Below are 15,016 nucleotides of genomic sequence, written 5' to 3' on the forward strand. Positions count from 1 at the left end.
CACCCGTTCCACCATCATCTTGGAAAAGAGCCGGGGAGATCGCGACCGCGATTACCCCATGTTTAGGAATTGCGACATCGAAGGTTCAGCATGTCTAAGGCTTAGCGCAATTTCTAAACCATTGAAATTGCAAGAGCGGGGGCCTGTTTCTTGCGCGAACAGATCGCAACATATGGTCCTTCTGACCTACCCTCTCTCTTGCAAAGAACTAAGACTTAGACGAGGGACAAGCCCTCATCTAAGCCTAAGTTTTTGCTTTCTCGCCCGCCAGGGGCGAGATGACCCTTCGCGCTCGCCGCGGCCCTCGCCTATTCCTGTCCCCTGGCAGCTTCGAAGAACTCTTCCGGCCCATCCACTTCGACCAATCGCTTCCGGTCGATCAGCCAGAAGCGATTGCCGACCGATCGCACGAAGCTGCGGTCGTGCGAAACGAGAAGGCAGCTTGCCTCGTTTGCCGTCAGCTCGCCCTCCAATGCCTCCTGGCCATCGATATCCAGATGGTTGGTCGGCTCGTCGAGCAGGTAGAAGTTGGGGTTGGTCAGCCGCAGCACCAGCATGGCAAGCCGCGCCGTCTGCCCACCGGACAGACGGCCGATTTCTTTCTCCTGCATGTCGATGTTGATGCCAGCGCCGACGAGTAACGTGCGGGCGCGCTGTTCGCCGAGTTCGAACAGACGCGTGACCATGCCGAGCGGCGTGTCCTTCTGAGCGAGATTGGAGAGCGCCTGATCGCTGTAACCGAGCACAAGCGACGGCGTCGGCTTGATCGCACCGCCGACAGCCTGATCGGCGATGGCCTTGCGGATCATCTCGACGAACCGCGTCTTGCCCGCGCCATTTTGCCCGAGCAGCACCATGCGATCGCCCTGGCAAATCCACTGCTGGCCGGTCTTGAACAGCAACGTACCGTCAGGTGTCGTCACCGAGGCATCCTCCAGCGTCAGCAGCACCTTGGCGTGGATACCGCGATTGGCAAGCTTGATCGATCCGGAAGAGCGCTCGCGATAGCCCGGCCTCACACTGTCCTCCAGCTTCTCCGCCCGCGCCTTCAGCTGCTTCGTCTTCACGGTCAAAAGATCGCTGCCGGAATTGACGCCGAGATTGTAGAGCTTGGCCGCCTGCTTGCGAAGCTGCTGCGCCGTCTTCATCTCCTTCTGGTAACGGCGCTCGTCGGAAGCATCGACCTCGTCCAGCGCCGCCCGCGCGCGGCTGTAAGGCAGAACGTAAGTCTGCGACTGGTCCTGTCGCAGGAACAGCGTCCGGGTGCAGACGGCATCGAGGAAAGCCCGGTCGTGACTGGCGATAATGACGGACACGTCCCGCGGCAAGGCATTCAGCCAATCCTCCAGCAGCGCGATCTTGGCGAGATCGAGATGATTGGTCGGCTCATCGAGCAGCAATATGTCGGGCTCCGTCACCCAGACCCGGGCAAGCATGGCAAGCCGCTGCCAGCCGCCGCTGAGCTGGGCAAGCGTCCTCTCCCGCATCGCCGCAGGCACATCAAGCGAGTCGAGAGTGACATCGACACGCCAGCTTTCGCTCGCGACCTGCTCCTTCGGCAAGGCCTGAAGGACGGCATCATGGAAGGAAATATCGAGCAGCGTCGCCGGTACGCTCTGCTCGACATAACCGGCGCGCAAGCCCCGGGCGCGCGTAATATCGCCTGTGGTCGGCTCCTGCCTGCCTGCTATACAGTTGAGCAGTGTGGTCTTGCCACGCCCGTTCGCGGCGACGATACCGATGCGGTCACCGGCATCCAAGGCAATGCTGAGATTGGAAAACAGAGGCGCACTCATGGTGGCGCCCAGATTGCGGAGATTGATCAGAACCATGGTCTTTTCCGGTCTCGATCGAGCATTTCGAGACATCGCCGACGGCTCCTTTTGCCGCGTTACGCCGATGTCGATGGCCACAGGCAGGCCAATGCTCGAAAACATGTCATGACGCGGCCGCGCAGATGCACAGGCTCACGTCGCCCAAGGGACAGACCAGAAGGAATGAGTGAGTAACAGCCTCTGATCAGCCCTGCAAACGCATCTGCAGGGCACGAGTCGGACCGAACTGGCGAATATGCCAGGCTATCTTGGTCATACGGTCCTCCTCTCTTTTTCTCTCGACGGTTAAAGACTGCACAGTTCGAATAGCATTGAACGCTGCGATTTACAATTGCGGAAGGCTCGGCGGATGCCACGCAGGAGGGCAAGAAGGGGCGACACCGAAGCATCGCCCAAGTTTGCTGCATCGATGAGCCCGATTAGAACCTCTGAGTCAGTGTCAGCTTGAAGGTTCGTCCGGGCTCGGAATAATAGGCCGCAGGCTGCGTTTGCGAACCGCTGTAGGATGGCGCGTTGAGCGCATCGTAATAGGTCTTGTTGAAGATGTTGTAGATGCCGCCGCGGATGCTGAGGCCCTTCACCTGCTCCGGCTCCCACCAGCCGGTGAGGTCGAAGATGCCGTAGCCTGGCGTGCGCAGCGTGTCGCCCGTCTTCTTCGGTTCGCTAGTCGCGGTGATGAAGGTCAGGTCCGTCCCCCAGACCTCGGCCGCATATCCGACGGTGAAGGCCGCCTTGGCGGGAGCCACGGAATTGATCCATTGACCGGTATCGGAATCCTTGCCGTTCACATAGGCGAGCGCGCCCTTGATGTGGATACCGTTGTCGAACGCCTTGTGCGCGTTGACCTCGACGCCGAACATGCGGACGTTGGCCCGGTTGAAGTATTCGGTAATCCCGAGCGGATAGGTGCCGGTCGGATCGGCCCGCGACGAAGAGTCGATGAAGTTCTTGTATTTGTTATAGAAGGCGCCGAGATGGCCGCCGAAATCGTCATCGCCGAGGTTGGTGCCGATTTCGACGCCGTTGCTGGTCTCCGGCTTCAGGTCGGGATTGCCGTAGCTGACATAGCCGCCAGGAACGCCATAGTTGACGTAAAGTTCGCTGACATTGGGTGCGCGGAAAGCCATCGCCCACCGCGCGTAGAACTCGACATTATCCTGCGGCTCATAGGATGCACGCAGCTTCGGCGAGAACCGGCTGTCGGATTGGCTCGACGGCAGGCCTTGATAGTTGGCGCTGTCGCGATAGGCGGCCGTGTTCTTCGGCGCGTAATCATACCAGTCGAAGCGCAGGCCCGGCGTCAGATAGAAATTGCTGGAGCCCAGTTCGATCTTGTCATCGATAAAGGCGCCGACGCGCTCGCCGTCGACATCGGGCATATCGGACTGATTGGTATGAAGGAATGCGCAAGTGGCACGCCAGCGAGGAAGTGCGCAGCTATCGCCGCCCGCCGAGTACTGGTGGACCTTGCTGAATGCGACATCGAGGCCAAACGTGACCTCATGGTGCAGGCTGCCGGTATCGAAGGACTTGGACGCATTGCCGTTGAAGCCGATGCTGCGGTCCTCCATATCATTGCGGCGCCAATAGTCGCCGATGACGGAGGTGTAGCGATAGCCGTCGACGCCCTCTTCGCGCAGCACGTTCTGCCAGTAGAAGACGGCATTGGCGGTGTCGAAGAGGGAGCCGGCACTTTCAGCGTCGTATTTGTAGTCGAGCGAAACCCGATTGCGTTGGATATTGTCGGTCGTATCGTAGTTGCCCGGACGGAAGTTGCCCGTCAGGCTCTGCGAATGCATCGCATCGATGTCTTTGTCCTTGTTATAATGCTCCGCCGTGACGCCGAAGGTGCCGATATCGGTATACTGGCGGATCTTGAAGAGGCCGCTTCTCTGATTGTGGTCGGCCGGATCGGCCTTGGTGCGCTTGGTCGAATAGCCACCGACATCGGCATTGTTCTCAAGCTCGTGACCATGCGCATAGCCACCTTCGAACAACACGGCCGTATTGTCGATGCGTTTGGCAACCGCCGCTGAGCCGCCGAGGCTGCGGTCGTCGCCATTATAGCCGAACTTGAAGATGCCGCCCCAGGTAGCGCCGGGCGCAATCAGATCTTCCGGCTCCAGCGTACGAAGCACGAAGGCGCCGCCGAGGGCGCCGGAACCGGCTCGGCTGGAATCGGCGCCGCGCACGACGTTGGCACTCGAAAGCGCGTTGAAATCGAAGCTGCTGGCGCCGCCATCCGCCCCGCGGGCGACATCGAGCATGAAAGGAATTCCGATGCCGTCGATCGTCGTCAGCACGCGATCGTCGCCTAGGCCACGAATGTTGACGCCGCCGGTGGTGCGGTTGAAGCCGACGCCGACCTCGGTGCTGCGGCCGAGATCCTCGATACGCGTGATCTGCTTCTCATCGATTTCCTTGGCCGTCGTCTCGGTGGCGGTCGGAGAGTCGGCAAGCACATCCTTGTTTGCCTTGCCTTTGCCCTTCACGACGATCGGTTTCAGATTGGTGATGCGATCGCTCTTGGGCGCCTCGCCTGCCGCCTCATCATTCTGAGCGGTTTGCGCAAAAGATGCCGTCGCCAGCCCAAGGACCAGAAACGCGGTGCATGCCAACAGGACCGAGCGCGAGCGTCGGACAACCATAACCATTCCTTTCGAATTGCTTCACCGGGCTGGCTGGTTGCTGCGTCAAAAGCAGGCAAGGGGCTGGCTAGGTTATCTTGTTAACGGGCGGGAAATATTTCGCCTTCTTTCTGCCGCATAAAAAACATGAGTAGTATTGTCAATATATTCACCATCCGTAATCATGAATAAAATTATCATGTTTAAAGGCAGGGAGCGAACGTTGCTGAATTGCAACGAAATGACGGCCTCGCGCGTTCTATCGGCATCATCATTAGAATTGGCTGAATTACTTGATGCTGTTTAGAATTGTTTCATTTGTTTCTGCCGCCATTCTCCTCGCGGCCGCCTCCCTCCCCCAGACCGGCCCGATACCAGAACAAAAACCGGATCAGGAACAAGTTCAGCCGGATGGCATAGCACCGATCCCGGCAGAAAAACCCACTGCATCACCGGACAAACCTGTTCTTCCAGCAGAAAAGCCGACGGCTCAGCCGGAAGACAAGCCGGCGTCACAGCCAGGCGAGCAGACGACGGGCCAGATGCAAGGCCCTCCCCGCCCGCCTTTGACCGTCGCGTCCGAACCGGACGAGGAACACCAGGCCTGCCTGAAGGAACTGACCGCTCTCGGAGCAACCTTCAAGGAGATCACCCGCATCGACGACGGCAATGGCTGCGGCATCGACAAGCCGATCGCGCTAAGCTCCCCACTGCCGGGAATAGCGTTCAAGCCTGAAGGGAAAATGCGCTGCGAAGCCGCTCTCGCTTTGGCCCAATGGGTGAAGGAAAGCGTCATCCCGTCCGCCGCTGCATTGGACAATGGGAAGATCGTCACGATCAATCAGGCCTCGACCTATGTCTGCCGGCTCCGCAACAATGCCTCCACCGGCAGGATTTCCGAGCATGCCCGCGGCAACGCCATCGACATCGCGAGCTTCACCTTCGAAAACGGCAGGACCGTCGCAATCGAGCCGCGCCGTGAAGACCCGACGCTGACCGGCGCGTTCCAGCGTGCGGCCAGCGCTTCTGCTTGCCTCTATTTCACGACCGTTCTGGATCCGGAGAGCGACGCCGCGCATGAAACACATTTCCATCTCGACGTGATCGAAAGGAATGGCGGCTTCCGCTATTGCCATTGAAATGCGCGCGGGACTGTTCGCGACGATCTTTGAGCCTCGTCAAACCCCGAGGCCTGCTTTCGAGAACCATAGGTCTCTATAGATCGCAACTGCCGTTTCATCCGGCGCTCGCTCCTGAGTGAGCCAAACCGACTGGATGGAACGAGCCTCGCCGCCATCGGGCATTTTTGTGGATTGAGCTGGATCGGAGGCCCCGATGCAGGGAATGAAGTAGGCCTGCATCAAGGCGCGGGCGCTGAACCCCTGCTCCCGGCGTGTGATCATCACGGCAAGCCCGACCTTTTCGTTCGCCTGCCAAGGTATGATGATCCGGCCGCCAAGGCGCAGCGCCTGCAACCACGATATCGGCGGCGCCACGACACCGGCATTCACATAGATGAGATCGGCCTCCGGCAGCTCCCGAGTCGTCGCATCGGCGCAGATGACGGAGATGTTCTCGAATGAGGCACGATTGTCGCGGGTTCGGCTGGCCAACGCCTCATCGATCTCGACAGCATGAATATGACCACCCGGCGTCACCAGCGTCGACAGAATGGCCGTGTAATATCCAGTCCCCGTACCGATGTGAATGACCGTCTCGCCGGGCTGCGGCGCTACGGCACCCAGGAAGGCGGCATGGAGAAACGGCTCGCCATTGTTGATGCCCTTGGACTTGTCCAGGGCGACCAGAACGTTCTGGTAGAGGAACGTAGGATCGGCGTTTGGGGTTTCCAGGTAGTGGCGACCGGCCCTGATCTGCCACGGCCCCGGCCCCATGAATGCCTCCCGCCTGACGAGGCGAAAGGCCTGCTCCAGCCTTTCCTCGGAAGAATTACTGGCGGCGGCCATCATCTTCGCATGGAAATCCCGTATCTCATCCAGACTTGCGCGGCCGTCAGCAGTCACGATCCGTCTCCGTCTTAACGATGCTTGGATCGTGCCGATTTGTTTCGGATTTCGCCAAGGTCAATACGTTAGATATCCTACCAAAATTGGATGACAATAGATGCGGGCGAAGCTGCCAAGCCGGCACTTCCAGACCGACAAGTGGAATCAGATTCTGAACTTAAAACAGTCCCTCGATGTAGCCTTGATCATTGAGGAAAATCCTCTCCGCCGCCGGCGCCTTCGGCAGGCCGGGCATGGTCATGATCTCGCCGGTGATGACGACGACGAAGCCTGCGCCCGCCGACAGCCGCACCTCGCGAACCGGCACGATATGCCCTTCCGGCGCACCGCGAGTGTTCGGGTCGGTCGAGAAGGAATATTGCGTCTTCGCCATGCAAACAGGCAGATGGCCATAGCCCTGATCTTCCCAGGACCGCAGCTGATCGCGCACTGCCTTATCCGCCGTGACCTCGCCGGCATGGTAGATCTTCGAAGCGACGATCTCGATCTTCTCCAGCAGCGGGAGATTGTCGGGATAGAGCGGCTGGAATTTCGCCTGGCCGGACTCGGCAAGCTCCACGACCTTCAGCGCGAGATCGACGATGCCGGCCGACCCCTCGGCCCAGTGCCGGCAGAGGATCGCCTCCGCCCCGAGCCGCGCGACATAATTCTTCAGCGCCTCGATTTCGGCTTGCGTGTCCGAGACGAAATGATTGATGGCCACGACCACGGGCACGCCGAACTTGCGGACATTGGCGACATGCCGGCCGAGATTGGCGCAGCCCTTGACCACAGCCCCGACATCCTCCTTGCCGAGATCGTCCTTCTTGACGCCGCCGTTCATCTTCAGCGCCCGCACGGTCGCGACGATAACGGCGGCATCCGGTGAAAGCCCGGCTTTGCGGCATTTGATATCGAAGAACTTCTCCGCTCCGAGGTCGGCACCGAAGCCGGCTTCCGTCACCACGTAGTCGGCAAGCTTCAAAGCGGTGCGCGTCGCGATCACCGAATTGCAGCCATGGGCGATATTGGCGAAGGGGCCGCCATGCACCAGCGCCGGATTGTTTTCCAGCGTCTGCACGAGATTCGGCTGCATGGCGTCCTTCAGGAGCACGGCCATGGCGCCGTCGGCCTTCAGGTCGCGGGCGTAGACCGGCGTTCGGTCACGGCGATAGCCGATGATGATGTTACCGAGCCGCTTTTCCAGATCCTTGAGGTCGGATGCCAGGCATAGGATCGCCATGACTTCGGAAGCAACGGTGATGTCGAAGCCGCCTTCGCGCGGAAAGCCGTTCGAAACACCACCGAGCGACGATACGATATCGCGCAATGCGCGATCGTTCATGTCCATGGCGCGGCGCCAGGTAACGCGGCGAATATCGATATTCTGCTCGTTGCCCCAGTAAATGTGATTATCGATCAGCGCCGCGAGCAGATTGTGCGCGGAGGTGACGGCGTGGAAATCGCCGGTGAAATGCAGATTGATATCTTCCATGGGGACGACCTGCGCATAGCCGCCGCCCGCCGCCCCGCCCTTCACGCCGAAGCATGGACCAAGCGACGCCTCGCGCACGCAGACCACCGCCTTCTTACCGATGCGATTCAGGCCGTCGCCGAGGCCGACCGTGGTGGTGGTCTTGCCTTCGCCCGCAGGCGTCGGATTGATCGCTGTGACGAGGATCAGCTTTCCGTCCTTCTTTCCGGCCTGGGCCGCTATGAAGCCGGCCCCGATCTTTGCCTTGTCATAGCCGTAAGGTGCCAGATCTTCCGCCGGGATGCCGAGCTTGGCTCCTACCTCGATGATCGGCAGCTTCTTTGCCGCGCGGGCGATTTCAATATCGGATGCCACCGTCACCATAAGACACGCCCCCAACATACGGTCATTTGCCTGTCGGGATAAACCAATATCCATCCGGTGTGAATAGCGGCGGCATAGCCTCTCGCGCGAAACGCTCCGCGTCTTGCTGCGAGATGGAAGCGTGCCTATTTACCGGGTCCAAATCTAATCCGAGACAGAAGGAAGAAATATGAAATCCCTGGAATTGCTGGTCGAGCGCATCATCCTCTCCAGTCGTTGGCTTCTGGTGATCTTCTATCTCGGTCTTGCAGCCTCGCTCGCCGTTTATGCCGTCTCTTTCATCTTCAAATTCTATAAGGTGACGATCAACGTCTTCCAGTATGACGAAGCGGATATGATCCTGGCTATCCTCGGCCTCATCGACGCCGCCCTGGTTGCAAGCCTGATCGTCATGGTAATGATTTCGGGCTACGAGAATTTCGTCAGCCGCTTCGACGAAGCCGAAAATGGAGGCGAGGTTTCCTTCATCGGCAAGCTCGATTCAGGCAGCCTCAAGATCAAGGTCGCTTCATCGATCGTCGCCATTTCCTCGATCCATCTGCTGCAGATTTTCCTGAATGCCACTCAGTACGACAACGCCAAGCTGATGTGGTTCACCATCATCCATCTTGCCTTCGTCGTCTCGGCACTGCTGCTGGGATTCCTCGAAAAGATCATGGCAAAAGCCAAAGCCAAGGTCGGCTGACGCCGAAACGAGGTCTACTTGCCGGCCATCGCCGCCGTTGCATTTGTCACCGGCGGCGGTGTTGCGCAATCTGGGATCGATTGCCCGTCCTTGCAGTTGCGTGCGGAAACGAGCGCATCGGCATCGGCAAGCTCCGTCGTCAGTTTCAGGTTCAGCGCTTCCATCTGCGAAATGAGATGAATTCCGCTCGGCTCCGTTCCGAGCATAACATCGACAAGCCCTCTGTCGATTCCCATCTTGTCGAGGAACCCGACCAATCGCGCCCGCTGCGCTCTATCCAGCTTCGTCGTATCGTATTTGCCGACGAACTTGCGTCCGATCTCCTTCCTTGAGAGAACCTTGCGCTTGCCATTCACCATCTCGTATTCGGTGCGGTAGCGGACGCGGACCTCGCTGTAGGTCGTGGTAATCTGATGAACGCCAAGAAGCGCGAACGGGCTGGAAACGCGCTGGACCCCGCCTGCAAAAAACAGCGGACACGCCGAGAAGCAGATCGCACCGGAAGAAAATGCCTGCCCCTTGATAGAACCGTCCGTCGCAATCGCAGAAGAGCAGATCGGCTCGGCATAGGAACATGCCCGAGAGCGGGTGCGGCCAACCGCGATGGAGAGCTTCTGTTTGCGGATGGTGCGGGCCATTTCCATCGCCGCTTTCACATCGCCGCCGGGCGAACTGACGACAACAGGCAATTTCTGGTCACCGAGCCGTTTCAGGAACCGCTGCAGCTTCTTCGGCGTATCGGCCATGATCTGCCCCTCGGCAGATATCCAATCCGGACATGTGTTGTCGGCCCGGCATTGCCCCATATCGCCGTGAACGAGCAGGAACTGCATCGGCTTGCCGCCGGTGACGCCGGCAGGCTCGGCGGACACAGGTGAAGCCAGCAACAGCGAAACGGCCGTCACCAGCCACAGCACCGATTGACTGCACCGCGCCGCAAGCAGCGGAAAGAAGCGAAGATTCATGAGGTATACGCCTGGAAGCGATTGCTTTGGCAAGACCGATAGCAACCGCTTTGGGCCTTCGCAAGACACGCTCACGCTGCGGCGCATCATTTGGCGAAACTCTTGGCGATCTGTGTTGCAAGTCCTGCAAAGAAGAGTTCCAAAAGGCAAGATCGACCGCCGCGGAATCTCTGAAGACGAGCGTCCGATCAACGGCGCCGCTGACAACATCAACGAAACAGAAAAGCCGATGAAGCTAGGCGCGAGCCCGTCTTGGATCAACTCCCCGCCTCCCGTCGGTCGGCATGATGATGTGCTGAACGTCGCTTCAAGCACCTTCTGATATCGCAAATATGCCTCGTACTGCTGCGCCCTCAAAGCGGCAAGCGACGCCAAATGTATGGTCCTGGCGCCATATATGCAGCGGAAGAGCAATTTCCGCACATATTGCCCATTTTGGGCGAAAAGTTGAGAAAACCATTGTATTCCAATATTAAAATATATGAAAATAAAATTATTTCTGGCCCTGTGGTATTTTTGCGTCTAGCATTCACTCATAAATCCGGTATTTCATAACGCTAACACGCTGTGGGCGCCGCTACTCCATGTCCTATATCATCACTGCCGAGAGACAATTGTTGCTGTCTGCCGAGTTGGCGGCGGCTCGGACGCAAGCGGCCTTCGCGCTGGCGCTGGAACGGACGGGATCGGCCTTTGGCTTTAGCCACATGGCTTTCATGAATGCCCCGGTTCCCGATGATACGATGATGATGCCGCTGCTCATCGAAGGGACAATGCCCGCCCAGTTCGTGCGTGAATTCGATCGCCACCAGCTCGTCCGGCGCTGTCCGATGCTGCAGTGCACGCGCGACTCGGTGATGCCGCGCTTCTGGCATCTGCTGGAGAAAGGCTCCGAGACGCACGCTGATCTGCCGCATGAGCTTCATACGCTGCTGATCAATTATAATTGTCCGATGAGCGTCATCATCCCAATCAACTCCCCGGATGGCCAACGGCTGCTCTTCTGGTTCATGGGCAATCGCAACAATCTCAGCCAGAGCGAAATCAACGAGCTCACGCTGATCATGCTGCAGGCGCTCGATTCCTATAATTGTCTGAAGCGAAACGATAGCGCTGCACCGCACTCGCTTTCGGCCCGCGAGCTCGAAGTGGTTCGCTGGACAGCCCAGGGCAAGACCTCGGTCGAGATCGGCCAGATCCTTTCGCTTTCCGATCATACGGTCAACGCCTATATGATGAATGCGATCAAGAAGCTCGATTGCGTCAACCGCACGCAGCTCGTCGCCAAAGCCATTCGGCTGAAATTCATCAGCTGATTCTTCCAAGCCCCAATTCGAAATCGGGTTCGGTCGACTAGGGCCACATATCCGTTAAAGCTATTTCAGGAAATGGTCGCAGCGGCTTTCCATCCGGAATCGCGTACAAACAATAAGATAGAACAGTTCAGGGTTTCCGTGAGGAGCCAAGCCAAGGGCCAAAACGCGCTTAACGGCCACCCAAAACCGTGCGGATTTCGACGAGGCTCGATCGCACCCGCAGGATATGGAATCCCATGGTTGCGAGATGGCTCGGCATGAAGGAGCTGTCCTCGGGTCCGTTCGAAATGATGAAGGGCTGAATGCGCAAGGCTGCCTGCAATTGCGTTGTGACGTCAGCCCAGAGCGCGCCGACGTTGCGCTCGGCGATCACCTGCTGGAAATCGGCGCGCGCCGCGGTCAGAATACCATAACTGGCGTAGAGCTGGCCGTAGGCAAACCAGAAGCGGTCGTCGGCTCGCATGTCCAGCCAGCCATAGCTATGATCTGCAGCCCGTCTCGCCAATATGTCGGCCGTGCTGCCAAGGTCGTTGGCAATATGGTCGACGAACTGCAGGAGATTGTCGGCGCGTCCATCGAAGATCGCCTTGCAGTTGCCGAGGTCGGTGTTGAAGCTGCGCAGATTGGCCATTGCAGTACGATAATAGCTTGGGCTCGGCGTCTTCGGCCCAAAAGGATGCAGACCGAAATACCAGCTCGATTCGTCGAATTGCAGATTGCCGCGCGCCTTCTGCAGATCGCTGTTGATGCCCGACGTTCCGCGCACGCGGCCCAGCGTATCGACCAGCTCCGCCGAAGTGCGCCGAACCACCGAGTTTATGCCTCGCTGAAAGGAAGCCTTGTTGTCGAGGAAGGGCGTATCGTCCCACGATATGCCGAACAGCCCGAGCTTATAGAGCAGCATGGAAGAGATCCAGGCATTCTGGTTGACGTTGAAGTCGATCAGATCGGTGGCAACATCGACGACAGCCGAGGTCTGGCAGGTTTTGGATGCGGTTGCGGCAGCCTGCTGGCCTTCCGTTGCCGGCAATTCCTGCCCGGCGGAGTATTTGCGCTCGGAGAATTTGTAGACGTCGGGATAGGCCGTATTGAACCCGGTCCAAACCTGCGTCTGCCAGATGAAATAGATGTAAAGCAGAGCCAACAGCGCCACGGCGGCGGCGAGCGGCAGCTTGATCATCCAGTTGCGTTGCCGATACCAGCCATGTGCCGCAAGAAATGGCCACGCGATCCCGACGAAGACCAATCCGATCCATCGCGCAATGGCGGTCCGGATGCGCTTGAAAAACGCCGCGATCGAGTCGAGCATGGACACGTCTCCTAAACCACACCGCGCATCCTGCCACACGCGAAGGACGCACCATACTGAGCCTGCGGCAACGGTCTTTCCGAAAACCTTCTCCGGCTTCCGCACCATAAGGCCTTATTGCCACTCGCGTTCCAGCAAATATGTGTTCTCAGGAAAAACAACAACAGTCTGCACAGAATTTTCGACGCCGGCCAGCAATCAACCCTCCGGTTGCGCTTCGTCCGCCGCCCTGTCCATCTCTCTGGGCGCAGGCAGCAGGTGCGGCTCCAGCCGCCTCGTGAACACGGCATCGACATGTGCCTTGCGTGCCGCCAGGCCCTGCCCGGCCAGCACGTTCGCCTCGAAGGACTGGATCAGGCTCTCGACCGCGGCCGTTCGCGCGACCGTGGCTGATGAGGGGCTCGCTTCCGCTGCCAATGCCTTGAGCAAGGCAATGCGCTGCTCGATATCGACAGTCAGCTTGCTTGCCATCGCACTGATGGCGGCCACTTGGCCGTTCAAGGCAGCCGCCAGCCTTTCGTAGATGTCGATGAGGCGCTGCCGTACCGTCCGGCCCGACTGAAGCCGCTGCTCCTGCCCGCGGATATCGTCCTGCTCGGCAAGCAGCGCGCGATAATCCGCCTCCTGCTCGGATTGCAGATCGGCATGGCGCGAGGACGGGCGGTTGCGTCGCTGGTACATGAGCTTCTCGGTCAAAGCATCGGCCCGCCGCTGCATCTCCTCAATCTCGAAGTCAACTTTTCGCCGGCGCTCTATGACGCCTTCGAGATGGAGTTCGCAATCATGGAAGCAGCGTGAGAACGCGGGCCGAGCCTCCTTGAAGAGAAGATCGAGTTCCGCCGAAATATCCAGGATTGCATCGAGATCGGCCGCGATTGCCTCCGGCTTCATGGGGGTTCGCGCCACCGTCCTTCCAAGCAAACTCGCATTTTCAAGGCCGACCTTTTCATCGAACCGCCGCCGATGCTGCATATCCGCCTGTTCGGTTGCGCGATCCAGTTCCTTGACCAGCGACAGGGCCAGCGATTTCCAGCGGTCCAGCAGCTCGGTGGCCTCGCGCACCAGAGCTTCCTCGACAGGGAAATTGATGGTTTCGACGCGCTCATCGCCCCTGGCATGGCCAGCCAGCACCGCTACAGCCGAGTTCGCGGCGTTTATGGCGTCTTCAAGCGTCGCACGCGCCTTGTCGAGCATGTCATCGAAGGAATGAGACTTGACCATGGAAGCATTCTCTCCCCTGCCTCTGGGGCGAGACTAGCTGCTTCCGCCGGCGAAGAAAATGCTCGAAACAATTATTGCGCAGCGGCTGGATTTTTCAGATAGGCGATCAGATTGTCGAGGTCTCTGTCGCTCTTCAGGCCGGGGAACGTCATCCTGGTGCCCTTGACCAGGGACTGCGGCGCCGGCAAATACGTCCGCAACAGCGTTTCATCCCAGACTTTGCCATCCGCCCCGAGTGCTTTCATAGCCGGCGAATAGATATAATTCGGTGCGCTTGCGACAGGCCGCCCGACGATATCAATCAAGGAGGGACCGACGCGATTGTCGGGCGCAGTGGCCGTATGACAGGCGCCGCATTTCTTGAAAACGACGGCGCCTGCGACCGCATCTCCATCCGCAAGCGCGGAAGACGCCGGGGCAAGCACAATGGCCGCCGATACCAGACAAAGCAGTCTCATCGTCCCTCCCGATCAGGCCCGGCTTCAATCTGCGGCCAGATGCCGGCCGATGTCACGGCCGGATGATGGCGTTCATTCGCATGTAATCGCCTCTTCCCAATGATGGCGGCACAGCGAGACATATTTGTCGCTGCCGCCGATCTCGATCTGTGCTCCCTCGCGCACGACCTTGCCGTCGGCACCCAGCCGCACGACCATTGTCGCCTTGCGTCCGCAATGACAAATCGTCCGCACCTCGCGCAATTCGTCCGCGATGGTCAGCAGCTCCTGCGACCCGGGAAACAATCGCCCATGAAAGTCCGTCCGCAACCCGTAGGTCATGACCGGCAGTCCGAGACGGTCGACGACATGGGCAAGCTGCCAGACCTGCTCCCGCGACAGAAACTGGGCTTCATCGACGAAGACACAGGCCAGCGGCTCGCCGGCTTGCATCTCCTCGACCATTGCGTAAAGATCGTCGCTGATATCGAACGGTATGGCATCCATCGTTAGGCCGATACGGGAGGCGATCATGCCCCGGCCGGCGCGATCGTCGAGCGCCGCGATAAAGGCCGCCGTGCGCATGCCGCGTTCCTGGTAATTGTAGGCGGCCTGCAGCAGCATGGTCGATTTGCCGGCATTCATCGTCGAATAATGGAAATAAAGCTTGGCCATGACATTCTCCAATGAAAGAACACAAGGGGTAGAACACCTTCAACCGGTGGCCTTTCCCTGGGTTCGGATGTGGTTTGACCGG

13 protein-coding genes are annotated in these 15,016 nt (G+C 59.0%); 4 read left to right on the top strand and 9 right to left on the bottom strand.

Annotated features, from left to right (window positions below; genetic code table 11):
• Positions 1–308: 308 nt before the first annotated feature.
• Together Q4Q11_RS26705 and Q4Q11_RS26710 are read right to left on the bottom strand one after the other, a co-directional pair.
• Complete coding sequence (locus Q4Q11_RS26705; protein ID WP_498571352.1) at positions 309–1,832, bottom strand: ABC-F family ATP-binding cassette domain-containing protein; 1,524 nt, start codon at positions 1,830–1,832, stop codon at positions 309–311.
• Positions 1,833–2,254: 422 nt separating this feature from the next.
• Positions 2,255–4,483 carry a TonB-dependent hemoglobin/transferrin/lactoferrin family receptor gene (locus tag Q4Q11_RS26710; RefSeq protein ID WP_498571353.1) on the bottom strand — a complete coding sequence of 743 codons (2,229 nt, stop codon included), beginning with the start codon at positions 4,481–4,483 and terminating at the stop codon, positions 2,255–2,257.
• A 275-nt stretch (positions 4,484–4,758) separates the two neighbouring features.
• Between Q4Q11_RS26710 and Q4Q11_RS26715 the strand changes: the two genes are divergently transcribed.
• Positions 4,759–5,601 (top strand): extensin family protein, encoded by an 843-nt coding sequence (locus Q4Q11_RS26715; protein ID WP_498571354.1) that lies wholly within the window; start codon positions 4,759–4,761, stop codon positions 5,599–5,601.
• A gap of 39 nt (positions 5,602–5,640) precedes the next feature.
• On the opposite strand, the gene Q4Q11_RS26720 is transcribed toward Q4Q11_RS26715, so the two are convergent.
• Both Q4Q11_RS26720 and Q4Q11_RS26725 read right to left on the bottom strand, forming a co-directional pair.
• Complete coding sequence (locus tag Q4Q11_RS26720) at positions 5,641–6,486, bottom strand: protein-L-isoaspartate O-methyltransferase family protein (RefSeq protein ID WP_498571355.1); 846 nt, start codon at positions 6,484–6,486, stop codon at positions 5,641–5,643.
• A gap of 160 nt (positions 6,487–6,646) precedes the next feature.
• Positions 6,647–8,326 carry a formate--tetrahydrofolate ligase gene (locus tag Q4Q11_RS26725; RefSeq protein WP_113217313.1) on the bottom strand — a complete coding sequence of 560 codons (1,680 nt, stop codon included), beginning with the start codon at positions 8,324–8,326 and terminating at the stop codon, positions 6,647–6,649.
• A 169-nt stretch (positions 8,327–8,495) separates the two neighbouring features.
• Between Q4Q11_RS26725 and Q4Q11_RS26730 the strand changes: the two genes are divergently transcribed.
• Positions 8,496–9,011 (top strand): TIGR00645 family protein, encoded by a 516-nt coding sequence (locus tag Q4Q11_RS26730; protein ID WP_112506085.1) that lies wholly within the window; start codon positions 8,496–8,498, stop codon positions 9,009–9,011.
• A gap of 14 nt (positions 9,012–9,025) precedes the next feature.
• On the opposite strand, the gene Q4Q11_RS26735 is transcribed toward Q4Q11_RS26730, so the two are convergent.
• Positions 9,026–9,976 carry a COG3904 family protein gene (locus tag Q4Q11_RS26735; RefSeq protein WP_498571356.1) on the bottom strand — a complete coding sequence of 317 codons (951 nt, stop codon included), beginning with the start codon at positions 9,974–9,976 and terminating at the stop codon, positions 9,026–9,028.
• On the opposite strand from Q4Q11_RS26735, the gene Q4Q11_RS26740 reads away from it, so the two are divergent.
• On the top strand, positions 9,975–10,298 hold the full coding sequence (locus Q4Q11_RS26740; protein ID WP_498571357.1) for a hypothetical protein: 324 nt from the start codon (positions 9,975–9,977) through the stop codon (positions 10,296–10,298). The genes Q4Q11_RS26735 and Q4Q11_RS26740 overlap by 2 nt on opposite strands.
• 262 nt (positions 10,299–10,560) lie before the next feature.
• Entirely contained in the window at positions 10,561–11,292 is a 732-nt protein-coding gene (locus Q4Q11_RS26745) for a helix-turn-helix transcriptional regulator (protein WP_498571358.1), read from the top strand.
• A gap of 169 nt (positions 11,293–11,461) precedes the next feature.
• Here the strand turns inward: Q4Q11_RS26745 and Q4Q11_RS26750 are convergent, their stop codons facing one another.
• From Q4Q11_RS26750 to Q4Q11_RS26765, 4 genes are all read right to left on the bottom strand, one after another.
• Complete coding sequence (locus Q4Q11_RS26750) at positions 11,462–12,601, bottom strand: DUF2333 family protein (RefSeq protein ID WP_112506096.1); 1,140 nt, start codon at positions 12,599–12,601, stop codon at positions 11,462–11,464.
• A gap of 198 nt (positions 12,602–12,799) precedes the next feature.
• Positions 12,800–13,822 carry a hypothetical protein gene (locus Q4Q11_RS26755; RefSeq protein WP_498571359.1) on the bottom strand — a complete coding sequence of 341 codons (1,023 nt, stop codon included), beginning with the start codon at positions 13,820–13,822 and terminating at the stop codon, positions 12,800–12,802.
• 71 nt (positions 13,823–13,893) lie between these two features.
• Complete coding sequence (locus Q4Q11_RS26760) at positions 13,894–14,280, bottom strand: c-type cytochrome (protein ID WP_498571360.1); 387 nt, start codon at positions 14,278–14,280, stop codon at positions 13,894–13,896.
• Between the two features lie 72 nt (positions 14,281–14,352).
• Positions 14,353–14,934, bottom strand: a complete 582-nt coding sequence (locus tag Q4Q11_RS26765) for a thymidine kinase (RefSeq protein WP_112506104.1) — start codon at positions 14,932–14,934, stop codon at positions 14,353–14,355.
• Between the last annotated feature and the right edge of the window lie 82 nt (positions 14,935–15,016).

Source organism: Rhizobium sp. UFLA01-1127 (genome assembly GCF_059803845.1).